This window comes from Mesobacillus sp. LC4 (assembly GCF_053543455.1).
This window is the reverse complement of the sequence record NZ_JBGCUB010000002.1, coordinates 766,631-791,490: the sequence shown is the minus strand read 5'-3', so window position 1 is coordinate 791,490 and position 24,860 is coordinate 766,631. Positions and strand designations below refer to the sequence as shown.

At 44.3% G+C, this 24,860-nt stretch carries 25 protein-coding genes and 1 pseudogene; 16 read left to right on the top strand and 10 right to left on the bottom strand.

Annotated elements, in window-relative coordinates:
- Positions 1–52: 52 nt before the first annotated feature.
- Positions 53–970, bottom strand: a complete 918-nt coding sequence (locus AB5I83_RS10195) for a proline dehydrogenase family protein (RefSeq protein WP_448975041.1) — start codon at positions 968–970, stop codon at positions 53–55.
- A gap of 217 nt (positions 971–1,187) precedes the next feature.
- On the opposite strand from AB5I83_RS10195, the gene AB5I83_RS10190 reads away from it, so the two are divergent.
- Both AB5I83_RS10190 and AB5I83_RS10185 read left to right on the top strand, forming a co-directional pair.
- A complete protein-coding gene (locus AB5I83_RS10190; protein WP_167833572.1) occupies positions 1,188–1,472 on the top strand; it encodes a hypothetical protein in 285 nt (94 codons plus the stop codon).
- A 24-nt stretch (positions 1,473–1,496) separates the two neighbouring features.
- A complete protein-coding gene (locus AB5I83_RS10185) occupies positions 1,497–1,844 on the top strand; it encodes a spore coat protein (protein ID WP_226643472.1) in 348 nt (115 codons plus the stop codon).
- 634 nt (positions 1,845–2,478) lie between these two features.
- Here AB5I83_RS10185 and AB5I83_RS10180 read toward each other — a convergent pair.
- The 5 genes and pseudogenes from AB5I83_RS10180 to AB5I83_RS10160 all read right to left on the bottom strand — a co-directional run bounded on the left by AB5I83_RS10180 (position 2,479) and on the right by AB5I83_RS10160 (position 6,399).
- A pseudogene (locus AB5I83_RS10180) lies at positions 2,479–2,720 on the bottom strand (YusU family protein).
- Positions 2,721–2,739: 19 nt separating this feature from the next.
- Complete coding sequence (locus AB5I83_RS10175) at positions 2,740–3,501, bottom strand: IucA/IucC family C-terminal-domain containing protein (RefSeq protein ID WP_448975039.1); 762 nt, start codon at positions 3,499–3,501, stop codon at positions 2,740–2,742.
- Positions 3,498–4,319, bottom strand: coding sequence for an ABC transporter ATP-binding protein (locus tag AB5I83_RS10170; RefSeq protein ID WP_448975037.1), 822 nt, complete (start codon positions 4,317–4,319; stop codon positions 3,498–3,500). Before AB5I83_RS10170 ends, AB5I83_RS10175 begins: the two co-directional genes overlap by 4 nt.
- Before the next feature lie 23 nt (positions 4,320–4,342).
- Positions 4,343–5,398, bottom strand: a complete 1,056-nt coding sequence (locus AB5I83_RS10165) for a FecCD family ABC transporter permease (RefSeq protein WP_448975035.1) — start codon at positions 5,396–5,398, stop codon at positions 4,343–4,345.
- Entirely contained in the window at positions 5,395–6,399 is a 1,005-nt protein-coding gene (locus tag AB5I83_RS10160) for a FecCD family ABC transporter permease (protein ID WP_448975034.1), read from the bottom strand. Before AB5I83_RS10160 ends, AB5I83_RS10165 begins: the two co-directional genes overlap by 4 nt.
- A 277-nt stretch (positions 6,400–6,676) precedes the next feature.
- Between AB5I83_RS10160 and AB5I83_RS10155 the strand changes: the two genes are divergently transcribed.
- The 4 genes from AB5I83_RS10155 (at position 6,677) to AB5I83_RS10140 (ending at position 11,746) form a co-directional block, all read left to right on the top strand.
- Complete coding sequence (locus AB5I83_RS10155; RefSeq protein ID WP_448975032.1) at positions 6,677–7,642, top strand: ABC transporter substrate-binding protein; 966 nt, start codon at positions 6,677–6,679, stop codon at positions 7,640–7,642.
- A gap of 385 nt (positions 7,643–8,027) precedes the next feature.
- Complete coding sequence (locus tag AB5I83_RS10150) at positions 8,028–9,572, top strand: spore germination protein (RefSeq protein WP_226085787.1); 1,545 nt, start codon at positions 8,028–8,030, stop codon at positions 9,570–9,572.
- Positions 9,573–9,591: 19 nt separating this feature from the next.
- Positions 9,592–10,692, top strand: a complete 1,101-nt coding sequence (locus tag AB5I83_RS10145) for a GerAB/ArcD/ProY family transporter (protein WP_448975030.1) — start codon at positions 9,592–9,594, stop codon at positions 10,690–10,692.
- Positions 10,679–11,746: a Ger(x)C family spore germination protein gene (locus AB5I83_RS10140; RefSeq protein WP_448975028.1), complete on the top strand. Its 1,068-nt coding sequence runs from the start codon at positions 10,679–10,681 to the stop codon at positions 11,744–11,746. The genes AB5I83_RS10145 and AB5I83_RS10140 overlap by 14 nt, the downstream gene beginning before the upstream one ends.
- 43 nt (positions 11,747–11,789) lie before the next feature.
- Here AB5I83_RS10140 and AB5I83_RS10135 read toward each other — a convergent pair whose 3' ends face one another.
- Positions 11,790–12,965, bottom strand: coding sequence for an FtsW/RodA/SpoVE family cell cycle protein (locus AB5I83_RS10135; RefSeq protein WP_448975026.1), 1,176 nt, complete (start codon positions 12,963–12,965; stop codon positions 11,790–11,792).
- A 407-nt stretch (positions 12,966–13,372) separates the two neighbouring features.
- Here AB5I83_RS10135 and AB5I83_RS10130 point away from each other — a divergent pair, with 407 nt between their 5' ends.
- The 10 genes from AB5I83_RS10130 (at position 13,373) to AB5I83_RS10085 (ending at position 21,887) form a co-directional block, all read left to right on the top strand.
- On the top strand, positions 13,373–14,155 hold the full coding sequence (locus tag AB5I83_RS10130; RefSeq protein WP_448975024.1) for an undecaprenyl-diphosphate phosphatase: 783 nt from the start codon (positions 13,373–13,375) through the stop codon (positions 14,153–14,155).
- A 762-nt stretch (positions 14,156–14,917) separates the two neighbouring features.
- Positions 14,918–15,838 carry a substrate-binding domain-containing protein gene (locus tag AB5I83_RS10125; protein WP_448975022.1) on the top strand — a complete coding sequence of 307 codons (921 nt, stop codon included), beginning with the start codon at positions 14,918–14,920 and terminating at the stop codon, positions 15,836–15,838.
- A gap of 2 nt (positions 15,839–15,840) precedes the next feature.
- A complete protein-coding gene (locus tag AB5I83_RS10120) occupies positions 15,841–16,701 on the top strand; it encodes a substrate-binding domain-containing protein (protein WP_448975020.1) in 861 nt (286 codons plus the stop codon).
- Between the two features lie 51 nt (positions 16,702–16,752).
- A complete protein-coding gene (locus tag AB5I83_RS10115) occupies positions 16,753–17,451 on the top strand; it encodes an ABC transporter permease (RefSeq protein ID WP_448975018.1) in 699 nt (232 codons plus the stop codon).
- Positions 17,448–18,179, top strand: a complete 732-nt coding sequence (locus AB5I83_RS10110; RefSeq protein ID WP_448975016.1) for an ABC transporter ATP-binding protein — start codon at positions 17,448–17,450, stop codon at positions 18,177–18,179. The genes AB5I83_RS10115 and AB5I83_RS10110 overlap by 4 nt, the downstream gene beginning before the upstream one ends.
- 268 nt (positions 18,180–18,447) lie before the next feature.
- On the top strand, positions 18,448–18,918 hold the full coding sequence (locus tag AB5I83_RS10105) for a hypothetical protein (protein WP_448975014.1): 471 nt from the start codon (positions 18,448–18,450) through the stop codon (positions 18,916–18,918).
- A 44-nt stretch (positions 18,919–18,962) separates the two neighbouring features.
- Positions 18,963–19,715, top strand: coding sequence for a (S)-benzoin forming benzil reductase (locus AB5I83_RS10100; protein ID WP_448975012.1), 753 nt, complete (start codon positions 18,963–18,965; stop codon positions 19,713–19,715).
- Between the two features lie 146 nt (positions 19,716–19,861).
- Positions 19,862–21,211, top strand: coding sequence for a HAMP domain-containing sensor histidine kinase (locus AB5I83_RS10095; RefSeq protein WP_448975010.1), 1,350 nt, complete (start codon positions 19,862–19,864; stop codon positions 21,209–21,211).
- A 45-nt stretch (positions 21,212–21,256) separates the two neighbouring features.
- Positions 21,257–21,565, top strand: coding sequence for a hypothetical protein (locus AB5I83_RS10090; RefSeq protein WP_448975008.1), 309 nt, complete (start codon positions 21,257–21,259; stop codon positions 21,563–21,565).
- A 166-nt stretch (positions 21,566–21,731) separates the two neighbouring features.
- On the top strand, positions 21,732–21,887 hold the full coding sequence (locus AB5I83_RS10085) for a hypothetical protein (protein WP_167833554.1): 156 nt from the start codon (positions 21,732–21,734) through the stop codon (positions 21,885–21,887).
- A 58-nt stretch (positions 21,888–21,945) separates the two neighbouring features.
- On the opposite strand, the gene AB5I83_RS10080 is transcribed toward AB5I83_RS10085, so the two are convergent.
- From AB5I83_RS10080 to nagE, 3 genes are all read right to left on the bottom strand, one after another.
- Positions 21,946–22,137, bottom strand: coding sequence for a hypothetical protein (locus AB5I83_RS10080; protein ID WP_448975006.1), 192 nt, complete (start codon positions 22,135–22,137; stop codon positions 21,946–21,948).
- A gap of 83 nt (positions 22,138–22,220) precedes the next feature.
- Positions 22,221–23,138: a DUF7916 family protein gene (locus AB5I83_RS10075; RefSeq protein WP_448975004.1), complete on the bottom strand. Its 918-nt coding sequence runs from the start codon at positions 23,136–23,138 to the stop codon at positions 22,221–22,223.
- Between the two features lie 104 nt (positions 23,139–23,242).
- A complete protein-coding gene (nagE, locus tag AB5I83_RS10070; RefSeq protein ID WP_448975002.1) occupies positions 23,243–24,619 on the bottom strand; it encodes an N-acetylglucosamine-specific PTS transporter subunit IIBC in 1,377 nt (458 codons plus the stop codon).
- Positions 24,620–24,860 lie beyond the last annotated feature (241 nt).

Below are 24,860 nucleotides of genomic sequence, written 5' to 3'. Positions count from 1 at the left end.
GGAGCTGGATTACAAATAAAAAAGCAGGCTGACAATCGTCAGCCTGGAACCATTACTTCTTCAACATTCCTTTTAAAACAAATGCTACGTTTGCCGGGCGTTCTGCAAGGCGGCGCATGAAATATCCGTACCAGTCTGTACCGAACGGGACATAAACGCGCATTGTATAACCTTCTTCGGCTAACTGCAGCTGCCTTTCCGGCATGATTCCAAATAACATTTGGAACTCGAACTGGCTTTTCGGAATATTGTTTGCCTTCGCAAACTCCTTTGTGAAGTTGATGATATTGTCATCGTGTGATGCAACAGCTGTATAGTTGCCGTTCAACATATGCATTTTAATGATTTTCTTGAAGTTCTCATCCACATCCTTCTTCTCAGGGAAAGCAACCTCTGGTGATTCTTTGTAGGCGCCCTTCACAAGTCGGAGATTCGGAGAGTATTGATTAAGGTCCTCAATATCTTTTTCGGTCCTGTATAAATAAGCCTGGATGACCGTGCCGATGTTGTCATATTCGGATTTAAGCTGTTTGAAAATATCCAGAGTCCTCTGGCAGCGCTCGTAATCTTCCATGTCGATGGTCACAAATACATTGTTTTCTTTGGCTGTATCCATGATTCGGCGCATATTGCTCATGACAACTTTCTCAGAGATATCAAAGCCAAGTGAAGTCATCTTGACGCTCATTTGGGCATTTAATTTTTCGCGGCCAATTGCTTTTATCATTGCAATTGAGCTTTCCGCTCTCTCATTCGCTTCTCTTTCATTGTCGACGAATTCGCCAAGGAAATCGACGGTTGCTGCAAGGTTCTTGCGGTTCAGTTCTTTAATGACTTCAACTGACTGCTCGACCGTTTCGCCGGAAACGAAACGTTTTGCCCCTAGACGAAGACCATATTTCTTGGCCATCTTCGTGAAAAATTTATTTTTCGATAGAAAAAGAAAGAAGTTCCTCATTAATTGTTCCATAGCTTTTCCTCCCCTTAATGAAAACGATTACAACACCCTTTAAAAAAATTGCTTCATCTATATCTATTTTGCAAAATTATTTTATCACTTTTTATTAGCTTTGAATATTACTTTCGTAGGAAAATGTTCTTTTTTGACGAATCTTGTCCTGCATACTTTATTTCGGCACGGGAACGATAATATCCGTAGGAATGAACATAAAACAGGAGGTCTTGATATGCAGCAGCAAAACATGAATTTTCAGGGTCAGCAGCAAGGGATCATGCAGACGCCGCCATCAGTTGTTTCCACTAAAGATTCTTTATACTTAACAGATATGCTTTCATGGAATTTACTTGCCATGAAAAAAGCACATTTCTTTGCCCAACAGTGCCAGGATCAGGAGCTGAAGATGGAAATCGAAAAATGCGGCCAAATGCATCAGAAACATTACCAGAAAATACTTACTCACTTGAATAGCCCGCAAAACCAGACATATTCCCAAATGCCAGGAATGCAATAATCAACTACCAGGAGGAAAAAGCGGATGAACCAGAATCAGAACCAGCAAAAAATACAGAATCCAGAAACACAAGTCCAGAAGACACCGCAGATGAATGACCGCGATTTCATCAATGATATATTAACGACAGAAAAATACATGACTCGGGGCTATGACACAGCTTTGAACGAAGTTAGCCATGACCAGCTCTACCAGGACTTACTTTCAATCTACACAGAAACAGCCAACGCCCAGCGCAGCCTTTATAACCTGATGTTCAAGAAAGGTTGGTATGGCGTGGAAGCGGCAGATGCTCAAAAGCTTCAGCAGTCACACCAGCAGTTCCAAGGTTATACAAACCAATTCCCATATGGCGGACAGCAGCTTCAATAAATTAGCTGTCTTCATGATTGAACCGGGCTTATTCTCCCGGTTCTTTTTTTGAAGGACACTTTTCAGAGAATCCCTGATGGTTTTCTCCGATAGAGCTCTTTTAATGGACAATTCTCTGGGAGTTTCTCATGATTTTGTCCGATAGAGCTCTTCTAACGGACAATTCTCTGGGAGTTTCTCATGTTTTTGTCCGATAGAGCTCTTCTAACGGACAATTCTCTGGGAGTTCCTCATGGTTTTGTCCGATAGAGCTCTTCTAATGGACACTTCTCTGGGAATTCCTCATGTTTTTGTCCGATAGAGCTCTTCTAATGGACACTTTTCTGGTGATTCCTCATGTATTTGTCCGATAGAGCTCTTCTTATGGACACTTTTCCGGGAATTCCTCATGTTTTTGTCCGATAGAGCTCTTCTAACGGACACTTCTCTGGTGATTCCTCATAGTTTTGTCCGATAGAGCCTATGTCATAATTGCACGCGCACTTTTTGCCCCATTCCAAATCTTTTGTTGCATGTTCGTACATTTTCCTCTTCTTTTTCTTGCACTTTTCACTATTGTTATGGTGTTAAAACTTCGTTTGCACATCTTTTCACACAATGAAAAAACCACCTCGCTTGGAGATGGTTAGATTCGTTACTTCTTGCGTTGCTGCTCATTCATTTCTTTGACTTGGGTGATCACGTTCTTGATTTGCTCTTTAGCATCTGGATATTCTGCGTTCCAGTGCTGAGCCAACGGAGGCATTGACTTGGCGATATGGCTGTATAGTATCCATGTTTTACCTTTTCGATATTTTCAACTGAACCTTCACCGACCAAAAGCTCTGTGTATTTTTCCAGCAACCCATCCATTTGTTCTGTAAGTGTTTTATCCATTATGACACTCCTTCCTTTTTTAAGCTCCGCATGTCCGGGGACAGGTTTTGCAGTAGCTTCCTTTATCCTTTAGCATATAGCTGAAGCAGCAGGTTTTTCGGATCCTGATATATGTATCTGCCTCTTCCTGATAGACTGGTTCAGTGTGATACCTCGCAATCGGGTTGCTATGATAGCGTCCAAACAGCTTTCCCGGGGCCGTCTCGATCAAAAAAGAGAAGTCCTTTTGTGCCCGCTCCTTCACTTCATGATCATCGACCTGGCTTAAGATTTTTTCATAAAGCCAGAAAATATAGACTGAGACATTCTCCCATAGAATCATTTTTGAGATTTTCGCAGATTTTGAGATAGCATCCATAACAGGGGATAGATTATCCAAGAACAAATGCCCGATTGCTTCCTTCCTCCACTCTTCACGCTGGCCAGAAGGACACAGTTCGGTGCTTTTGTTTTTCAGATAAAAACCAGGCAACCACAGTCCATCCTTGATGGCATCTGCCAGAATAATATTTTCGGGTGAAACATCCAGCTTTTTGTTAAAAGCGGTCATGGAGTATAGGTAGAGAACGGCAAGAAAGGCATGCCGTTTCATGAAAACAGAAGCCGCCGTTTTTGCATCCGGAGCCTTCAAACCTTCATTGAACTTTTCCAAATAAGCGCCCATAGCCGATTCATCCGTAAAAGGCCTGAAATCGATTTGGACATCTTTTTCAGGCTCGGAGTCGACAAAACGGTAGTTGGCTAGAATTCCGATTTCAGTTGCTGTCAGCTCTCTCTTCATACGGGCGCTCCTACTTTGTCCTTTAGAATACGGCGGCCTTTGCCATGCGGAATGCATAGCGGCGTACCGAATAACGGGTCAATGGTCACTTCGCAGTTCATCCCAAAAACATGCTTCACAAGACCGCAGTTAACGACCACTTCCGGCTTCCCCTGGTCAAAGATTTTTTGGTCCTTGATGGCGACAATATTATGCGCATATCGGCAGGCCAAGTTCAGGTCATGCAAAACCATGACTATCGTTCTGCCTTCTTTTTCATTCAACTCAAAAAGAAGATCTAAGATTTCGATTTGATGAGTCATATCCAGGTAGGTTGTCGGTTCATCGAGCAGGATGATATCTGTGTCCTGCGCCAGTGTCATTGCAATCCAGGCACGCTGGCGCTGTCCCCCTGACAATGAATCGACTGTCCGGTCCTTCAGGTGGTCAATGCCTGTTGCCTTCAAAGCATTTCCCACACTTTTTTCATCCTCTTCCGACCATTGCTTCAGCCAGGTCTGGTACGGATATCTGCCTTGTTTCACAAGCTGCATGACCGTCAGTCCTTCGGGTGCTGTGGGAGACTGGGGCAGGATTGCCATTTTGCGGGCAACTTCCTTCGTCGACAGTTTGGAGATTGCCTCTCCCTCCAAAAGGATCGCTCCAGCCTGCGGCTTCAGCAGCCTCGCGATTGAGCGCAGCAAGGTTGATTTTCCGCAGCCATTCCCTCCGATAAAAACGGTAATTTCGCCTTTAGGAATTTGTATGTCTAGTTCATTTATAATAATGGAATCTCCATAGGAAAGCGTCAGTTTTTCCGTTTCAATAGCCTGGGTCATGTCGATTCCCCTTTCTGTCTGGTTTAAGAATTTCTTGTTTTATATAGCAGATAAATAAAATACGGCGCGCCGATCCCAGCGGTAAATACGCCTGCGGGGACCTCTAATGGCGAAAACATTGTACGTCCGATCAAATCAGCCAGCATGACCAAGATCCCGCCAATAAGGGCTGATACTGGCAATAGTGCACCGAATGCAGATCCGACAAGCCTTCTTGCCATATGCGGTGCCATCAGTCCAACGAAACCAATTCCTCCGGCAAAAGCGACCGAACTCGCAACCAGAGCCGTGCTGACAAGCAACAGCACAAAACGCTGCCTCTGGACATGCCCCCCGACGCCTGTGGCTATATCTTCCCCAAGTTCCTGTACATTGACATTCCTTGCAAAAATAAAAGCAATCAACAGCATGATAACAGTCCATGGCACAAGCACTGCGACATTGCTCCAGGTGGACCCATACACAGTTCCTGTAATCCAGATATTCGCCTGGCTAGCCCGGTAGATAGGGCCCATAATCATCATCAGGGTCGTCAAGGCCTGCATCATCGCGGAAATCCCGATCCCAATCAATACAAGGCGCACAGGAGAAACTCCATTTTTCCAGGAAAGGAAATAAACCAGGAACGCTACAATGGAAGCACCCGCAAAAGCTGCTACTGGCATCCATTCTATGCTCACTGTGAGTGCATTATTATCCCCGCTGAAAACGGCGAGAAATCCGACAACTGCCACAGCCGCACCACCGGTGATTCCGAGAATGTCAGGTGATGCAAGCGGGTTCCTGATCATTCCCTGCAGGATCCCTCCGGCTACAGCCAAGCTGATGCCCACCATCAGAGCCACGATGATCCTCGGTAAGCGGAAGGATTGCACGACCAATCTCTCCATATCGCTTCCTCCGCCAAAAAACACTGAAATGACGCTTAGTGGACTTATCGCCATATCGCCCATGCCGGTGCTGATGACAAACACGGCCAATGCCACAATCAGCAGACCGACAAAAATTCCGGCTGCCTTTTTATCAATCAAGAAAGATACTTTATCTTTAAAAATCCTTAGAGTTCTATATTGGCTCATTTTCCGTTGAACCCCTTTCTCGCTATATAAATGAAAAATGGAGTCCCGATCATAGCGGTCATGACACCAACAGGGATTTCCTGCGGCATCAGTACGTATCGGGCAGCGATATCTGCCGCCAGCAGCAGCATTCCTCCAAAAATTGCCGAGAAAGGGATCACCCAGCGGTGGTCAATGCCAACCACCGCCCTTGTCAAATGTGGAATCACGATTCCGATAAATCCAATTGGTCCGGCTACAGCCACGGCACCTCCAGATAAAAGGACGATGATCACGCCTGCACCGAGCTTTACAAAACCAGTGTTCAAACCGAGGCCTTTCGCAACATCCTCTCCCATGGACAGCACATTCATTTTCGTAGAAATCAAGATAGCAGCCAGCCAGCCGAACGCTAAATATGGGAGAACAGTGCCGAGTGTTTCCAGCTTGCGCCCCTGTACAGAGCCTGCAAGCCAGTAAAGTACTTGCTCAAGGGCGGCCTCATCGAGAACAAGCAGTCCCTGAGTGAAGGAGGAAAACATTGCTGTCATCGCTGCGCCGGCAAGAGTCAACTTCATAGGTGTCAATCCTTCACGACCAGCAGAGCCAATCACATAAACGCTAACGGCTGCAATAGCCGCACCCATAAAGGATATCCACGCAAACGCTTGGAGGCTGCCAACTGAAAAAACGGTCACAGCAACCACTACAGCAAATCCAGCTCCGGCATTCACGCCAAAAATACCTGGTGAAGCAAGAGGATTTTTCGTTAACGTTTGCATCAGGACCCCGGCAATCGCCAGGCTCGCACCGACAGCAGCCGCAATCAACGCGCGCGGAAGCCGGACAGATTGAATGATGATATGTTCATTCGATCCATCATAATCGGTGAACGCATTTAAAGCAGTTCCCCAAGATGTATCGGTATAACCGTAAACGATACTTGCGCATATTAAAAATAAAAGGAAGAAGATGGCCGCCATTAATCCAATCCATCTATGACCGTTGGTTTTCAGAAGCATTTTGATTACCTTTCTTTCCGCCGGGAATACTGTTATCTATTCTTCAAATAGCATTGATCACAGCTGATAAAAGTATTTTAAAAAGTTGATTATGTTGTTAATTTAACTTTACGTGAAAAAAGGGTTCTTTTCACCAGTTCGTCTAACAAGTTCACAAAATCGTCAATGATGATGAAAATCATTATCAATTAGTATTGACATCTCACTCTCTTGCATTTTATCATAAGGATGCAGTAATTGAAAACGATTATCAATACCAATCTAGGAGGAAGTACATATGAAAGTCTCAAAACATTTACTGGCTCTAATCAGCATCTTCACCATCCTGCTTTTGGCAGCATGCGGCAATAATGAAGATGAGGCAAAAAATACAGCTGAAGAACCAAAGGAAAAGGAAGAACAAGGCTATACAGTTGAACATGCAATGGGTGAAACCACTCTGGAAAAAACTCCGGAAAAAATCGTCATCCTGACGAATGAAGGAACAGAAGCACTTCTTGCTCTAGGAGTCACTCCAGCTGGTGCCGTTCAGTCATGGACTGGTGATCCTTGGTATGACCATATTGCTGAGGATATGAAAGATGTTGAAGTCGTTGGTGTTGAAAGCCAGGTTAATGTGGAAGCCATTGCTGCGCTTCAGCCTGACTTGATCATCGGAAATAAAATGCGCCAAGAAGATATTTATGAGCAGTTGAAAGCAATTGCACCTACCGTTTTTGCTGAGGACCTTCGCGGAAATTGGAAGAACAACTTCGAGCTTTACGCAAAAGCTGTCAACAAAGAAGAAAAAGGCAAAGAAGTCCTTGCTGCTTATGACCAGCGTATAGAAGACTTAAAAGAAAAGCTTGGAGAAAAGTTAGATACAAAAGTATCCATGGTTCGCTTCATGGCTGGCGATGTACGTATTTACCATAAGGATTCATTCTCAGGCGTTATCCTTGAACAGATTGGCCTTGCTCGTCCAGAAAGCCAGGATCAAGAAGACTTTGCTGAAAAAGGTGTAACGAAAGAAAGAATTCCGGCAATGGACGGGGATATCCTATTCTACTTCACATATGATGAAGGCGACGGCAAAGCAACTGAAGTCGAAAAAGAATGGATTGAGGATCCGTTATTCCAAAACCTCGAGGTAGCGAAAAAAGGTGAAGTCTACAAAGTGGATGACGCCATCTGGAATACAGCTGGCGGAGTCAAAGCTGCCAACTTGATGCTTGATGATCTTGAAAAACATATGTTGAAATAAGCTCTTTTCTCAAACATTGTTGCTTTTGATTACAAAATAGGATTGAATGACTTGCAAACTTGACTCTTTATAATGAGAAAAGAGCTTGCAAACTTAATACCGGCCAGCACAATTTGTATGTATACGTTAAAATCGGCTTTAAGATTTTAACAACAATCTTTACAAAAGCTGACTTCAAATAAAATCCCCCCAAGATTTTATTTGAATAATCCACCCTCCCCAATATATATAAAATGGAGAAAACCCGCAGAATTCTGCGGGTTTTCTCCATTTTATCAGCCCTTCGCGTTAAGACTAGTACCCATCCCAAATTTTCCGAAAGAGTTTTCATAATCCTCCCATTTTCGGAAATGATAAACGTAAATCAAGATTGGCGGAGATTGCAATGAAGAAGCTATTCAAGAAAAAGTTAATGGAAGACATTGAAAAAGAAGTTGCTAAACAGGATACCGAAGGCCAAAAGCCTGATCAATATTTAAATGAACACGAGTGGGAAAATACACTTTTTAAATCTAACGATTACAAAAAGACTTTTTATGTCAATCAGAAGACGAAAAAAAAATTCTGTTTTTCCTTCATGTCTACTCTTGTGGATGAGAGCATCCTTCAGAACAACGCCCTTCCCTATTTGCTGGAAGGAGATTTCAATGAAATAGAGGATGTTAAAAAGCTGATACCTATTGCGGATGTTCAAGTTACAGATAAAAACGAGGACATTGAGATAAAATTGTTTAATGGATATGTCCTTTTGACCCTTGAGGATGAAGAGAAGTACTTTGCTTTTGTTGCAGCTCAAAAAGAGGTTGTCCGAACAGTTGCACAGCCTGAAGTAGAATTCAGTGTAATCGGCCCAAAGGAATCATTCGTTGAATCCATTGACCAGAACCTTAACATGATCCGGAAAAGGGTTCCTGTAAAAGAGTTAATCATCGAGAAATACACAGTAGGATCCATTTCCAAATCAGGAGTGGCCATTCTTTACATTGATGGCATTACCAATCAAGAAAACGTTCAAACTGTTGTTCAGCGGGTCAAAGAGATTGAGTTTGATGAAATCACCGATAGCTCCTATATCGTCCAGTTGATTTCTGATAATCAGAACTCTCCCTTTCCACAGCTTCTTGATACAGAAAGACCGGATCGGGTAGCGGCAATATTAGCGGAAGGGAAAGTTGCCATCCTTGTAGATGGTTCACCACACGCATTGATAGGACCCACAACTTTAGTAGAATTTTTCGGCTCATTCGAAGACTATTTCCTGAATTATCTATTGTCTTCTTTTTTCCGGCTGATTCGTTTATTCGCGGTTGCTTTCTCGATCCTGATCACGCCAATCTATGTCGCAACCTTGTCCTATCACTACGAATTAATTCCAAAGGATCTTTTAAGCACACTTATTACATCAAGAAGGGAGATTCCGCTCCCTCCTATACTTGAAGCGTTATTCCTTGAGCTGACGATCGAGCTATTGCGTGAGGCCGGAGCCCGGCTGCCAACAAAGGTCGGCCAGACAATTGGTATCGTGGGCGGTATCGTAATCGGGACTGCTTCTGTTGAAGCTGGACTGACTAGTAATGTCCTGCTGATTATTGTTGCCCTTGCCGCACTGGCATCCTTTACAACACCCGTATACCGGATGGGCAACACCATCAGGTTACTGCGTTTTCCTTTCCTGTTCTTCGCTGAACTCTGGGGGTTACTTGGAATTGTTGTCTCTTTTTCCTTCCTGCTGACTCACTTGCTCAGACTGACATCGCTAGGAAGACCCTTTTTGGAGCCTTTGTATCCTCCAAGAATCACTGACTTCAAAGATGCGATCATCCGCCTGCCGTTTACAATGCAATACAATCGGCCACAATATTTGAGGACGGAAAACCCTGTCCGTTTCAACGAGAAGAAAGCTAAGGAAAAGAAGGACATCGATGAATGAGCATTGGAGGTTTTGATTAGTGCAGCAGCAAGTTCCCGAAAGATTGCAGGTTTCACCGTTTCTCGTTCTCTATTTAATCATGTCCATGCAAATCGGTATCGGGGTGCTTGGTTATCAGCGCATCATCGCAAAGGCTGCTGGCTATGACGCCTGGATTTCCGTTCTTGCTGCCGGCTTGAGTATCCATATCATCATTTGGATGATTTATAAAATTTGCGGTACAGTACAAGGTGATATTGTAGCTGCAAATGCATACGTTTTCGGAAAGAAGATCGGCAATGTATTAAGTGTTTTGTTCATTGTTTACCTGCTTATTTTTGCCATGGCTGTTCTGCGCACATTTATTGAAGTCATTCAAGTTTGGATGTTCCCGGAGATCAAGGTGTTCTGGTATAGCCTTGTATTTATGATCCTGGCGATTTATATCGTTTTTGGCGGTTTCCGAACAGTGACAGGAATCGCTTTTTTCTGTATCGTTCTTCCAAGTTACTTGTTGCTGACCTTTGGTTTTGCACTGAAATACGCGGAGTTCAGCAACCTTTTGCCCATTTTTGATCATTCTATTAAAGAACTCGCTACCAGTGCCTATCATATGTCCCTAACTTATATTGGATTTGAAATACCCCTATTTTTCTATCCATTTATCAAAGACGCACCAAAATCCCAAAAATGGGCCCATCTTGGCGTATTTTTGACTACTTTCATTTATACCATCCTGGCGATCGTTACGTTCGCCTATTTTTCAGAGGCTCAGCTGGCCAAATCCATTTGGGCGACATTGGAAATGTGGAAAATTGTCACCATGCCCTTCGTCGAGAGGTTTGAATATATTGGGATTGCCAACTGGAACTTGATTATCCTGCCGAATATCTGCATAGCGCTTTGGGGAGGCAGCATGATTTTAAAGAGGGCGTTTAAGCTTCGGCAAAGAAAAGGAGTCATTGTGTTGGCACTGATTTGCCTTGTTGCCGTTTGCCTTTTTGATACTCGTGCTAAAATCAATCTTCTTAATGATTGGACTGCAAAAATCGGTTTCGCTATGACCTATGTTTATATTCCGATTTTATTTATCGCCACAATGATCGCCAAGAAGGTGAAAAGTAAAAATGAGAATGAATAAAGTATATTTGTTAATAGCCGCGATAACCATCCTTTCTGGTTGTGTTGAAAAAGAAATCATTGACGATGTCAATATTGAAATGGGCGTGGGATATGACATGGTTGAAGATGATAAAATTGAAGGCACCATTATGATTCCGATCTTTAACCCCGATAAAAAAATCGGCAATTTCACTTTCTCCGCCAAGGCTTCAAGCAGCAGGGATCTCATCCAAGAAGTGCAGCGCAAGTCTGCCCAGCCAATCGTCACCGGTTCACTGGAAATTGCTTTGTTCGGTGAAGAAATCGCAAAAAAAGGAATTAGCGAGTTTTCTGATGCTTTTCAACGCGATGCAAGTATCGGTGCAGGAGTATATTTTGCAGTAGCCGATGAATCGGCAAAGAGTATATTATCAGGAACCTATGGCAACAGGGGCAACGCTGTCCACTTGTCCCGGCTGATTGAGCATAATATGGAAACACGTAATCTTCCAGTCACCAATATGCATCGCTATTTATTTGATCTCTATCAGAAAGGAAAAGACCCCCATCTCCCAATTCTAAAAAAAGTGGAGCCGGAGATCATTGATATAGTTGGAATTGCACTATTCAAAGAAGATAAGATGGTAACTGAACTTCCTACCGAGAAAATGTTTTTTTTCAAGCTTCTGACTGATAAGTTCAGCGAAGGGGCATTCAAGCTGAAAGTGGATAAAGAGACTGTGGTAATTAAGGATTTGGATTCCAAACACAAATATAAATTGATAAAACGAGATCCATACACTGTGACTATTGAACTCAAAATTAAGGGCCTGATCCGTGAATATACCGGAGAAATTGTGACCCCAGCCATCATCAAGAAAATCGAAAAAGAATTTGAATACCAGGTCAACCAGGAATCCTCCGCCATGATAAAAGACTTCCAAGAACGGGGCATTGACCCATTAGGATTAGGACATTTTATAAAAAGCAAAACAAGAGGCTTCGATTTTAAACGATGGGAAGATGAATATAAAAATATAACAGTCAATGTTAAAACAGATGTGATTATATCCGAAGTAGGGATTGTTGAATAAATGAAAAAGGGTTTCCCAGATGATAACGGGAAACCCTCTCTTTTTATGCAGAAGTCGAGAACATGTATTTCTTATAGTGATACCGTATCGAAAAGATGAGGCTCACTGCGAGCATATTCCCCATCAATGAGCTTCCTCCGTAGCTGATAAACGGCAGCGGGATTCCCGTGATTGGCAGAAGTCCGATGGTCATTCCGATATTCTGGAATACGTGGAAGGTAATCATGCTGATGACACCGACACAAATGTAAGTGTAAAAATCGTTCTTTGTTTCCATGCCAATCTTCGTGATTTGGTAAATCAGCAGGAAAAACAAACTTACGAGGATACTTGCTCCAACGAAGCCGAATTCCTCGCCGATGATGCTGAATATAAAGTCTGTATGGCTTTCGGGCAGGTACACTTCCCTCGTTCCATACCCCTTCCCGACAGTTTCACCTGAACCGATGGCCAGCAGCGACCTTGTAAGCTGGAAACCTGTGGTGCTCTGGTAATTATAAGGGTCAAGCCAGGAATAGATCCGGCCGAATTGGTATTCCTTCACCCCAAGGTATTTTTCAAGAATCTCGGGCTTCCATATCACAAAATAAAAGATGATCGAAATCAGCGAGATGCCTGTTCCGAAAATCGGCACAAGCAGCTTCCAGGTGATGCCTGAAATAAAAATCATCCCTAGCATGATCGCAATATACACAAGCGATGTACCAAGGTCAGGCTGCTGCATGACGAGCAAGAGCGGGACCATCGTGACAATACCGATTTTTATCAAGAGCCAAAAATCCGATTGAATGGATTTAAGCCGATATTTCTGATGGTGGTCGACAATCACTCTCGCCAGTGCCAGGATGATGAACACCTTCACCAGCTCTGACGGCTGCAGAGTACCCATTGCCGGCACTCTGTACCAGCTTTTCGCACCATTGATGACAGGAGCGATGGTGGAAGGTGCAATGATAAGACCGATCAGCAGGACAAGTCCAAAGCCATAGGCATACCAGCTCAATTTTTGCAGCTGATCCGAATCGAGCGTGATGACCGCGGTAATGATGCCCGCCCCGATGACGTACCAGATGATTTGCTTAATCAGAAAGTTTTCAGATCCATACTGCCCCGTCGTCTGGGCACTGTAAATGGCAACACAGCTTGAAAGAAATAGTAAGATCAATATCGTTACCAGCCCGTAATCGAGCCGGGAATTCGTTTTTGGATTCGAAGTCATTTGTATTCCCCTTTTAATATGAAGGCAGATTCCTACTGAGAACAAAGGTGTTATAAAGTAACCTTAAATGAAGAACTGTTCAATACTTCATTATATTTTTTTCGACAATAAATCACAACTTCTGACTATGAAATGGTTATTATTACATATCTAAAAATTTTTATTCAGGCAATTTGGCGGAGGGAAATGGATAGGGTTTCCTTTTTGAGTTTTGTGCATTAATGACGGACAGTTTTCCTGCTGCCTCCCGGATTTTGTCCGTCATGATCCTGATGATGGACAGACTATCTGCTTTTCCTAGTATGTGGTTCCGTTAATTGAGTCAACTGTAAATTTAAGTGCATAGAGATGGGACATGTTTCATAGCTTTGTAAGGGACAAAGTCTTTGAAAAAGTGGGGATTCTGTATGCTATCAAAAATTGAAGCTTTCATCCTTGGGATTATCCAGGGCCTGACTGAGTTTTTGCCGATCAGCTCTACCGGCCATCTATATCTGGGCAGAAATTTGTTTGGCCTTGAGGAGGCCGGCCTGCTGCTGGATACGATGCTTCATGTAGGTACGCTGCTGGCGGTGTTTGTGTTTTATAGATACGAATTCATCCAGATTTTGAAAAATCCGTTTGGGAAGCTTACCTTCCTCCTTGTTGTCGGTACGCTGCCGGCTGTTGTTGTCGGTTTGCTGTTCGAGGATTACTTTGATGAAATCTCCAAAACCGGTGTGACGATTGGCTGGGAATTCCTGATTACCGGGACTCTGATGTGGTTTGCGGACTCGATCAAAAATGGCCGTAAAAAGATGGATGATATTAGTTATACAGATGCGCTCGTGATTGGCAGCTTCCAGGCAGCGGCGATTTTTCCGGCGATTTCCCGTTCGGGCTTGACGATTGTCGCGGCGCTCTGGCGAAAGCTCGATCGCGAGACTGCTGCCTACTTCTCTTTCCTGCTTTCAACCCCTGCGATTCTTGGCGCAATCGTTTTACAAGGAAAGGACCTATTCAGCGGCGGAAGTGAGACGATTTCAATCCAGGCACTGTTGATTGGCATCATTTCAGCTGCGATTTTCGGTTATATCGCGGTAAAATGGATGATCGGCTATTTGAAAAATCACTCTTTGAAGCCATTTGCGATCTATGTATGGATAATGGGGCTGGTTGTTCTGTATTTTCAGTATGCAGGGCAGTTCTAAAATACTTTATAGCGGGAATTTGGATTTTATAGCGAGTTTTTATTTTTTTATAGCGACTTTGACTTTTTTATAGCGACTTTTTCTTTTTTATAGCGAGTTTTCCGTTTTTATAGCGACTTCACAGTTTTTATAGCGAACTGGAATTTCCCGCTGATTTTTTCCAGATAGATTCATTCAAACATCAAAAAAATGCACACCATTCACAAAATGGTGTGCATTTTCCATTCTATTAGCAGCCGCCGTCTCCGCCCATCAGGACAAGACCTTCACGATACTCGTCATATTCTAGCGCCATACCTTGAGTATAGTCGACGATATTGGATTCGATTGCGACTTGGATTTCATTGATTACGATTACATGATCATCTTCTTCCGGCTCCTCCAGAGCCAGACCAATCTGCGGGCCTCCTCAGCCAAAGCCGCCGAAGTATACGCGGATACCTTCTGCGTTACGCTCAGCGAGGATTTCTTTTAAAATGTCGCGCGCTTTATCTGAAATCTGCATTCTCCCTTTTCCTTTCTACATCAATTCTGTCTAGTGCTTAGTTTACCATGGTATCAATAATAAATACACAATACTGCCCGGAGTATTTTGTGAAGGTTATATTTGGAAAAAACGAGTTTCTCCAGCTTTAATTGTGAACGATTTGTGATTAAAACATGACGAAACTAAACAAAACTTAACAAAACCAAACAAAAAAGTATACCCATCTACTAAATATTCTATTATATTTAGTTTAGGATGAAAAGGAGGGAAACCATTTGCAAATCTACACTCCAGATGAAATCGCTTCCATGCTGAAAATCTCAAAGAATACTGTCTATGAGATGATAAAGCGCGGCGATCTTGCAGCCTTCAAAGTCGGCAATAAAATGCGAATTGAGGAAAGTGAGTTTGAAAGATATAAAGCTAGCATGTCCGCAAACCCGATGAAAACGCAAGAATCAAAGGGTAAAGCCCAGCATTCATTACAACTGGCAGGAAGCCATGATTTTCTCGTAGAACAACTGGTAAAGTACATAGCATCAGAAGGAACAGGGCTTTCCATCACCCCCTCCTACATCGGCAGTCTTGAGGGATTGATGATGCTGTACCGAGGCAGTGCTGATATTGCAGCGGTCCACTTACTCGATCCAGCATCGCAGCAATACAATCTTCCCTTCATCCGCCAGCTGTTTGTCCATGAGCCGATAACGGTAATGCGACTTGCATCCAGGGAGCAGGGCTTGATCGTCGCAAAAGGCAATCCCAAAAACATCACCGGAGTCAAAGACCTTGCAAGAAGTGATGTCACAATCATCAATCGGCAAAAAGGTGCCGGAACCCGCTTCCTGCTCGATTCCTTCCTGGCCAGTGAAAAATTGGAGCCTGCAGCAGTGAATGGATATGAAAGTGAGGAATGGACCCATCTTGGAGCTGCGGCCCATATCAGCAGAGGAAGTGCAGATGCTGCCTTCGGAATAAGATGCGCAGCAAGCCAGCTTGGACTCGATTTCATCCCGCTCACGAAGGAACAGTTTGACATTGTATTCCGCTGGACACCTGGAAACAAGGAAGCTCTCCAGCATTTGATCGATCTGATCCAGCTCACCAATTTCAAAGACAGCATTGCAGACCTTGATGGCTATGATGCTGAGGAGTTCGGAAAAATCATTTACGGAAATCACTTATCGGAGGCATAAGCATGAAACTCAAACAATTAATTGCACTTTTACTTGTACTAATGTTCGCTTTTGTAACAGGCTGTTCTGATTCAGCAACAAAAGAAGCTGAAAAGGAACCAGAAACGAAAACAGAAAAAACCGATTTGATCCTTGCGACCACTACAAGTACTCAGGACAGCGGGCTGCTTGATGTCCTGAAACCTGATTTTGAAGAAAAAAATAATTACAACCTTAAGATCATTGCAGTAGGTACAGGACAGGCACTTGAAATGGGTACACGCGGTGAAGCGGATGTCCTTCTCGTCCATGCTCCTGCAGCGGAAGAAGAAATCGTGAAAAGCGGCGATGCTATCAACCGACAGAAGGTCATGTACAATGACTTCATCCTTGTTGGACCTGCTGAAGATCCAGCGAAGGTAAAAGGCTTATCAGTTTCTGATGCATTGACAAAAATCACTGAATCGAAAGCGTCATTCGTTTCCCGCGGTGATGATTCCGGCACTCATAAAAAAGAACTTGCTCTATGGAAAGATTCTTCACTAGATCCGAAAACCCTTGGTGATTCATACATTGAGGCTGGACAGGGCATGGGTGCGACATTGCAGATCGCTTCTGAGAAAAAGGGCTATACTTTGACAGACAGAGCTACCTACCTCGCCCAGAAAAAGAATATGCCTGACACTGAAATTTTGGTGGAAGGTGACGAAAGCCTGCTGAATATTTATCATGTTATGCAAGTGAACGATGAAAAACATGATAAAGTAAATGCAGAAGGTGCAAAAGCGTTTGTTGAGTACATGGTTTCAGATGATACAAAGAAGATCATCAAGGAGTTCGGTGTGGACGAATACGGCCAGCCATTGTTCTTCCTTTTTGAATAATAACACTAGATTCGTTTATTAGACTAAATTCGAAAGAAAGCCTGATTGCCTATGGAACTTTTACTAGAAGGGTTAAAAAAAGCGATAGAGATGATCTTATCGGGAGATCAGGAAATTTTCGAGATTACTTTGCTTACCCTGAGAGTCTCGATTACCGCTGTTTTGATCAGCACATTGATCGGCATTCCGGCTGGGATGTTCCTTGGACTTGCCCGCTTTCCAGGCAGGAAGTTCATCCTTGCCCTGGTCAATATTGGCATGGGCCTCCCTCCTGTCGTCGCTGGTCTGTGGATCACTCTTTTCCTATGGCGATCTGGCCCGCTAGGTGATTTTGCCTGGCTTTACACACCCACAGCGATCATCATGGCCCAAATATTGGTGTCTCTGCCGATCGTTACAGCGTTAACAAGTACGGCCTTCCAGCAGATCAATCCGAAGTTGATTTTGCAGGTAAAAGCGCTGGGCGCAACGAAAATGCAGCTTTACTGGATCTTGATGAAAGAGGTAAAGCTTGCGATTCTTGCAGCCATCATCGCCGGATTCGGACGGGTCATTGCCGAAGTCGGAGCCGCGATGATGGTTGGCGGCAATATCAGCGGCGAGACAAGGATTCTGACGACCTCGATCGTCATGGAAGTATCAAAAGGTAATTTCGATATCGCCCTGGCACTTTCATTCATTCTGATGACTCTGGCATTCATCATTACGTTTACTCTGACTTATTTACAGCAAAGGAAGCGGAGCCTATGACCCCACTGATCACTGTAAAAAACCTGGAAGTAAAAGCAGGCAAGAAAAGTCTGCTGTCCATCCCCCATTTTGACATACAAGCGGGGGAAGTCCTTGGAATCATGGGTCCGAATGGTGCCGGAAAGAGTACTTTCATCAAAGCATTGTCGCTTCTGGAAAAGCCAGCTCAAGGAGCGATTTTGTTCAAAGGTCAGGATATCTCTAATGACTTGACTCTTGAGATGCGCAGGAAATTCGCTGTCGCGATGCAGCAGCCGCTGCTCCTGGACACAACCGTTTTTCAAAACGTCGCAATCGGCTTGAAACTAAGAAATCTTCCACGTACGGAAGTAAAACAGAAGGTTGCATACTGGCTCGATAAATTCCAGATCAGCCATCTCGCAAAAAAGCAGGCCGTCCATCTGTCCGGCGGCGAGGCTCAGCGTGTCAACCTTGCGAGGGCAATGGTTCTGGAACCCGAAGTCCTATTTCTCGATGAACCCTTCTCTGCACTTGACTTCCCCACGAAGGTGCAGTTATTGAAGGACATTAAGTCGATCATCGAGCAGACGAAAACGACTACGGTCTTTGTCAGCCACGATTTAATGGAACTGAAATACCTTGCCGGAACGCTGGCGATCCTAATGGATGGCGAGCTCAAACAAACCGGTCCCACAGAGGAAGTGTTGTCATCCCCCAACGCATCTGCTTCCACATTTATAAATGACTGGAAAAGTCTTCTCAATTAGTTGCAAACAGCATGGCAAAACGCCATGCTGTTTTTTCGTCGCTGGAATAGGCTTTTCAATTGGATGGCTGAAAGCCAATAATTTTTTTTTGAATAGCCTTTTCAATTGGTTGATGCATGGTTGAAGAAACCTGCTGGTTTTTCTGCTTGGAATCGGCTTTTCAATTGGATTGTTGCATGGTTGAAAGAAGCCATGCTGTTTTTTCAAAGGAATTCCCTCTCTTTTGTCTAATTACTACTTTATAAAACCTTCAAAGGAGTCTGCTTACATGGAAATGAATACGGATTTTACAACTCACAAGCAAATGGCGATTGATTTGTTCAACCTGACCTGGGATCTTATCGAGAAACAGGATCGGACGGAAAGTGATGATGATACCATGCTTTATGCGGCAATGTCTTCACGCTACCATTGGGGACTTGTCGGCACGCCGCTGAACTTTGCCCGCGGGGAATGGCAGATCTCAAGAGTGTATGCGATACTTGGGAGAAGCGAGGCTGCCCTCCACCATGCGAGGAAATCGGAGAAACTTTGTCGGAAGCATGACCTTGGCGAATTTGACCTCAGTTTTGCTTATGAGGCGATCGCGCGTGCACATGCCCTGTCAGGAGACGCTGCCGACCAGGAACGATATATGAATCTCGCGCTTGAAACTGCTGAAAAGGTAGAAACGGAAGCCAATAGAAGCTGGCTCTTGAAGAATATTCATTCAGTCAGCTCAGGATTCATACCAGTGTAAAAGCCAGATTACGAACTAGAAGTTTACATAAAGGAGAATCAAAAATGAAATACGCAATCGTAACGGGTGCCTCAAAGGGACTTGGAGCATCTGCAGCACAAGAATTCATCTCAAAAGGAATCCCTGTCATATCCGTTTCCAGAAGTGAAAATAGTACTTTGAAACAGACTGCAGAGAGTGCTGGGGTCAGCTATACACACTATAGCTGCGACCTTTCTTCTGCACAACAGGTGCAAAGCGTCTTCGCAAACATCTGCGAGGAAGTTTTTCAACATGCTGAAAATGTATATGTTATCAATAATGCTGGAGTGATTGAACCGATTGATATAGCCGGAGAACTGGATGCTGCTTTAGTTCAGAGAAATATCCAGGTGAATTTGTCGGCACCAATCCTGATCAGTAATTTATTCTTACAAAAAGCAAAGGCAACTGGGGCCAGAGTTATCATCACAAATGTAACCTCCGGTGCAGGAGAGCGGCCGATCCAGGGCTGGAGCATTTATTGCAGCACAAAGGCCGCTGTCAATATGTTCACGAAGACTGCTGCCCTTGAGCTTGAGAACAGCGGAAGCAGCAACAAGGTCATTGCCTTCAGCCCGGGGATCATGGATACTGACATGCAAGTGACAATCCGTTCTTCATCGGAGGAGGCATTCGCTGACGTGGATACTTTCAGGAACTACAAAGAAAGCGGCAGTCTCCGCAGTCCCGATACTGTTGCCGGGGCGCTTGTCAAACTTGTATTAGCCGATCATCTCGATAACGGGAAGGTTTATAATGTGAATAACTTATTATGATTAGGCTGTTTTCGTAAACTATCCACGCAAAAACCGCCTGATGAACAACGGTGAAGGTTCCCTCCTTCGCCTTTTTGTTCTTCTGCTCTGTTTCTGGATACTTTTTTAGTATGATGGAGGTAAGATTGATCATGGGAGTGTCATAAATGGATCGGATTTCTTTTAAGATCGGGACAGTTTTTTTCATAACGATACTGCTGGTCGAAGGTGTTCTGTTTTACTACCTTCATTCTTCTATCATCCATTCAAGAATTGACGAGGAGCTGGCTTCCCTGCAAACGCGCGGCAATAACCATCGTGATATTCTTGAAACTTCCTATAGTCAGGAAACCATCCACCACATCACGACTATGGAATCGCGGACGGACACCCATGTCATTATCACTGACCAAACAGGTGAGATCGTGTCTTCTTCGGTTCCAACCGATGATTCAATGCAAGAAATCATCACAGGTACACCAGATGATGTTCCGCGAAATGGCTTGGTCTTGGAAAATGACTGGAAGGATAAGCAATATATAGCGTCTGTCAGTCCTTTGGAGAACAGCGGGGCTGTTTATATGTTCAAGAACACTGAGCGGGTCCAAAGCTTGATAACCAAACTGAACAAACATTTCTGGCTTGCCGGAATCCTCCTGCTTGTTTCAATGGCGGTGATCATCCTTTTCCTATCAAGATTCATCACCAAGCCTGTAATTAAAATGAATGAAGCGACTTCAAAAATTCGTCAGGGCGACTATTCTGTTACGCTGCCCCGAGGCGGAAATGATGAATTGGGCGAGCTTTCAGAATCAATCCAGGTACTGGCCGATGACCTTAGCCACATGAAAAGGCAGCGAAATGAGTTCCTCGCGAGCATTTCCCATGAATTACGGACACCGCTCACGTATATAAAAGGATATGCAGACATCGCGGCGAAAGCAGGAACAACATCTGAGGACAGAAGTCACTATCTGCAAATTATCCATGAAGAGGCAACGAAGCTTTCCGGTCTCGTCAAAGGGTTATTCGACCTTGCAAAAATGGACGAGAACACTTTTACCATCCAAAAAGAAACGGTAGAGCTTTGTGAATTCATGCGTGGCATTCACTCGAGGTTGGCTCCTTCTTTTAACGAAAAAAATATTGCGCTTAATTTAGTCTGTCATGGGGAAGTCTATATCGAGGCTGATCCGACCCGCTTTGAACAAATCATCATCAATCTGCTGGACAATGCAAGAAAGTATTCTGAAGCAGGTACTGCGACTTCGATGACGGTTTTCAAAAAGAGCGGCAAAGTTCAGATCATCGTGAAGGATGAAGGAAAAGGCATCCCTGAAGAGGACCAGTCCTGGGTTTTTGACCGCTTTTACCGGGTAGACAAATCTCGGTCAAGTGCTTTAGGGGGTTCAGGTCTTGGACTAGCGATTGTAAAGGAGCTCGTAGAAGCGCATGGCGGAAAAATCACACTTAGCAGCAAGCTTGGCAAGGGCACAACTTTCGAAATTATTATTTGATTGGTTTTAAAATCGTGAAACATGGAATACATAACTAGAGGGGTGATGTCATTGAAACAAGTTAATTCACTGGTGGAAATTGTTGAAGCTGTAAAGGAAGATAGCAATGATCATAAGATTTTGCTCAATCAGCACGAAACCTCGCGCTCCGCAGTCACATTGGGTGACGAAGACACAGAATCAGGAACGAGGCTCCACATGAAAGCAGTGCTGGACAATTCACTCTACTACTCAGAAGTCTTCACCGACGACACGCTGTATGAAGAAGCAAACGAACTAATACAAGAACTGAAAAGTCTCGCAGAGGTTGAGTTGGTCAGCGAGGAAGAGATTGATGTGTTAATTGGGAAATGATTCAAAAGGCAGCCGTTTTGAGGGCTGCCTTTTTTAATTTCAGTGCCCTAATGAGTGGTGAAAAGCCCTGAAATGGATTTGGAGTTCTAAAGTTTTTAAATTTTACATATTGCCACCCTTTAACCGGGAAAACTAACTTTGTACTCACTTTTAAGGAGGGCTTGCAATGACGAAAAAGTTCAATAAAGGCAGCAACAATCAAAATTCTCCCAAGCTTGGAAACCAGATGGCGGAGTTTTCCGGTGAATTGACAAGCGGCGACAACAGTAAGGGAAACAAGCGCAACAAAGACCAGAGCGATAAAACAGACAGACATCATTAGGATGGCTTTTGCAAAGAGAAGCCTCCAAAAGGGAAAGCCGGCAAATCAATGCCGGCTTTCAGTCCATTTCAGTCAGGATGGCAGTCTGATTATTCAGGTTTGCAGGGTCAATTCCATCGCTTTCGTTTTCATCGTAAAAAGCTTCTTGTAGCTTCATGTTCGCTTCTGCTGTTTCCAGTTGTTCTTTTTCTGAAACTGGGCTGGCAGGCTTTGCGTGCGAATTAATATTTACATACTTATCCTTATCCATGTTGCATCCCTCCTGAAGTTAGTATCAGCCTTGGACTTTACTTTTACCCGGATAATGGCAGATCGAACTTAAGAAATCATGAATTATCTTTGGACAGAGGCTGCCATCCGGACATACGTATGCCGCTTGCCGCGGACGACGACCGAATAAGCCATGATGTTCTCCGGCAAAGCGATGCCCGCTGCCCCGGCGTCCCCGATATGGTAGAGGTCGGCACCCGCCATCTTGCTGTTCAGCGCGATCTGTTTGATGGTTTGTTCATCTGCCCCCTCCTGGCTTGTACCTGTCGTCAGAATTGCGAGCGCTCCATTTTGGTGGACGAGGTCAACCAGCTTTGCCGTCTTTTCTACCGTAAAGCCTGGAACTGTGCCTGGAGATGGAATCAGGATGATGTCGGCACCTGCCTCGACAAAGCTTTGCAGAGTTTCTTCCGTCATCATCGAACTGCCCGTCTCTCCTGCCACCCCAGCTCCATGCATTTTGCCTGCAATAATCAATCCATCAGGACCGAACGCCGCTCTGGCTTTCTCAATCGCCTTCGTAATCTCGGCATTGGTGACGCCTGTTTTGGGATTGCCTGTCAAGCAGACGAAATCGAAGCCAAGTTCCATCGCTCTGTTAAGCGAAGCATCGGTAGCAATTCTTCCTGCCGGCAGCTGTTGCAGCGCTTCAAGCTTGTCCGCTTGGAGGTCGACCGGCTCAAGGTTCAAGCCAATAGGACGGCCGACCAGCTTTTTTAATTGGGTGATCACTTCCGATGGTTCTGTTTCTGGCAAACTTTCAATCGCAGGGTTCATCACATCGAAAAAGTTAAGCAGAATCAGGTCGGCTCCGAAGGCCGCTGCCAGTTCCGCATTCGTCACGGCAGGATAAAGCGGTGAGAACACCTCTATCACCTCAGATAAAATCGTCCTTCCCTCCGAAGCAATGATTGCCTTTTTCAAATCCTGTCCTGTCATTTGTTCAAAATCTGATGCCGTGCAGTCAAGCAGTCGCTTCATGAAAATATCCCTCCATTTATGTAAGCTCCGTTTTTCAGCTGATGCTCTAAGACCTATCTGTGTAAAAAAGACCTGGCGGTGAATTGCCGCCAAGTCTGTCTTTCTTATTTCCGCTTCATTTCATTGGCCAAAAACTCAACATCGGTTCCAACAATGACTTGAAGGTCTGTTTTATTCAGTTTCAATACGCCTTTTGCACCGAGGCGTTTCAGTTCTGGTTCATTTACTTTTGTCATATCATCGACTTTTAAACGAAGGCGTGTAACGCAATTGTCGAGGTCCTTGAGATTGCCTTTGCCGCCTAATGCTGCAAGATAGTGATCTGCAAGCTCTGCGTAATTGCCTTTTGAAGCGCCGCTTTCCGAAAACTCTCCCTCTACCTCTTCTTCACGACCTGGCGTCTTGAGGTCAAGCTTGATGATCAGGAAGTAGAAAATCACGAAATACAGCACGGCGTAGACAAGGCCGACACCGAGCAGCAGCAATGGCTTTTGGGCGATGCCGTAGTTCAGCACAAAATCGATCGCACCTGCCGAGAACCCAAAACCATGGTGAATATCAAGCATGTAGGTAATGGACATGGCCAAACCTGTCAATACGGCGTGAATTCCATAAAGGACAGGAGAAAGGAACATGAACAAGAATTCAATAGGTTCGGTTATACCTGTCAGGAATGATGTGAAGGCTAATCCTAAAAGTGCTCCGGCAGTAGCCTTTTTGCGTTCTTTTTTCGCAGCGGCAATCATCGCGAATGCTGCAGCTGGAAGACCGAACATCATGACTGGGAAGAATCCGTTCATGAAGATTCCGGCTTTCGGATCACCTGCGAAGAAGCGGTTCAAGTCACCTTTTACAATTTCCCCGGCTGCATTCGTGAATTCACCGAACTCAAACCAGACAAGTGTGTTCAGAACATGGTGAAGGCCCATTGGAATCAATAAACGATTCAAGAAACCGAATACGCCTACTCCTACTGCACCTGCGCCAACAATCCATTCACCGACGTTGTTGATGCCTGCCTGGATTGGCGGCCAAACATAACCGAAAATTCCTGCTAGGACAATCATCACCAATGAAGTTATGATAGGGACAAAACGTTTTCCGCCGAAGAAACCGAGCCAGTCCGGCAGCTTAATATCATGAAAACGATTGTAGAGCAAACCGGCAATGACCCCGGATAAAATCCCGCCAAGCACCGCCATATTGATTTCCTCATTGACAGCGCCTGCCCCCTTGGTCAATACAAAGTAACCAATTGCACCAGCTAGCCCGGCCGCGCCGTGCCCATCCTTCGAAATTCCGACTGCCACACCAATCGCGAATAATAATGCAAGGTTGGCAAAAATCGCGTCACCTGCCGCAGAAATAAAAGCAATATCCAATAAGTCCGGCTGCCCAAGTCGCAGCAATAGTGCAGCTGCAGGTAGAACGGCGATGGGAAGCATCAATGCCTTCCCGATTCGTTGTAAAAATCCTAGCATCGTCAACACCTCTTCCATTAAAATGATAAGCGCTTACATTTTTCAGGGAATCTTGTAGAAATTTGTAAACACATCCAGTTTAACACTTCGACTATCTAAATAACATCCTGAAAATTGACTATTTTTACTTTTCAGACTATAAAACCGACGCTCCCTTCTTAAGCTGTCGCCCTGACAATCGGACAGGGCTGATAATATAGCTTATTCGGCTTTTTTTATAAAATTCCATTCAGCGATAGAG

What these genes read in the sequence shown, in the direction of transcription:
- AB5I83_RS10195 (WP_448975041.1), bottom strand. Translation starts at nt 970, where the DNA reads ATGGAACAATTAATGAGGAACTTCTTTCTTTTTCTATCGAAAAATAAA.
- AB5I83_RS10190 (WP_167833572.1), top strand. Translation starts at nt 1,188, where the DNA reads ATGCAGCAGCAAAACATGAATTTTCAGGGTCAGCAGCAAGGGATCATG.
- AB5I83_RS10185 (WP_226643472.1), top strand. Translation starts at nt 1,497, where the DNA reads ATGAACCAGAATCAGAACCAGCAAAAAATACAGAATCCAGAAACACAA.
- AB5I83_RS10175 (WP_448975039.1), bottom strand. Translation starts at nt 3,501, where the DNA reads ATGAAGAGAGAGCTGACAGCAACTGAAATCGGAATTCTAGCCAACTAC.
- AB5I83_RS10170 (WP_448975037.1), bottom strand. Translation starts at nt 4,319, where the DNA reads ATGACCCAGGCTATTGAAACGGAAAAACTGACGCTTTCCTATGGAGAT.
- AB5I83_RS10165 (WP_448975035.1), bottom strand. Translation starts at nt 5,398, where the DNA reads ATGAGCCAATATAGAACTCTAAGGATTTTTAAAGATAAAGTATCTTTC.
- AB5I83_RS10160 (WP_448975034.1), bottom strand. Translation starts at nt 6,399, where the DNA reads ATGCTTCTGAAAACCAACGGTCATAGATGGATTGGATTAATGGCGGCC.
- AB5I83_RS10155 (WP_448975032.1), top strand. Translation starts at nt 6,677, where the DNA reads ATGAAAGTCTCAAAACATTTACTGGCTCTAATCAGCATCTTCACCATC.
- AB5I83_RS10150 (WP_226085787.1), top strand. Translation starts at nt 8,028, where the DNA reads ATGAAGAAGCTATTCAAGAAAAAGTTAATGGAAGACATTGAAAAAGAA.
- AB5I83_RS10140 (WP_448975028.1), top strand. Translation starts at nt 10,679, where the DNA reads ATGAGAATGAATAAAGTATATTTGTTAATAGCCGCGATAACCATCCTT.
- AB5I83_RS10135 (WP_448975026.1), bottom strand. Translation starts at nt 12,965, where the DNA reads ATGACTTCGAATCCAAAAACGAATTCCCGGCTCGATTACGGGCTGGTA.
- AB5I83_RS10130 (WP_448975024.1), top strand. Translation starts at nt 13,373, where the DNA reads ATGCTATCAAAAATTGAAGCTTTCATCCTTGGGATTATCCAGGGCCTG.
- AB5I83_RS10120 (WP_448975020.1), top strand. Translation starts at nt 15,841, where the DNA reads ATGAAACTCAAACAATTAATTGCACTTTTACTTGTACTAATGTTCGCT.
- AB5I83_RS10115 (WP_448975018.1), top strand. Translation starts at nt 16,753, where the DNA reads ATGGAACTTTTACTAGAAGGGTTAAAAAAAGCGATAGAGATGATCTTA.
- AB5I83_RS10110 (WP_448975016.1), top strand. Translation starts at nt 17,448, where the DNA reads ATGACCCCACTGATCACTGTAAAAAACCTGGAAGTAAAAGCAGGCAAG.
- AB5I83_RS10105 (WP_448975014.1), top strand. Translation starts at nt 18,448, where the DNA reads ATGGAAATGAATACGGATTTTACAACTCACAAGCAAATGGCGATTGAT.
- AB5I83_RS10100 (WP_448975012.1), top strand. Translation starts at nt 18,963, where the DNA reads ATGAAATACGCAATCGTAACGGGTGCCTCAAAGGGACTTGGAGCATCT.
- AB5I83_RS10095 (WP_448975010.1), top strand. Translation starts at nt 19,862, where the DNA reads ATGGATCGGATTTCTTTTAAGATCGGGACAGTTTTTTTCATAACGATA.
- AB5I83_RS10090 (WP_448975008.1), top strand. Translation starts at nt 21,257, where the DNA reads ATGTCATTGAAACAAGTTAATTCACTGGTGGAAATTGTTGAAGCTGTA.
- AB5I83_RS10085 (WP_167833554.1), top strand. Translation starts at nt 21,732, where the DNA reads ATGACGAAAAAGTTCAATAAAGGCAGCAACAATCAAAATTCTCCCAAG.
- AB5I83_RS10080 (WP_448975006.1), bottom strand. Translation starts at nt 22,137, where the DNA reads ATGGATAAGGATAAGTATGTAAATATTAATTCGCACGCAAAGCCTGCC.
- AB5I83_RS10075 (WP_448975004.1), bottom strand. Translation starts at nt 23,138, where the DNA reads ATGAAGCGACTGCTTGACTGCACGGCATCAGATTTTGAACAAATGACA.
- nagE (WP_448975002.1), bottom strand. Translation starts at nt 24,619, where the DNA reads ATGCTAGGATTTTTACAACGAATCGGGAAGGCATTGATGCTTCCCATC.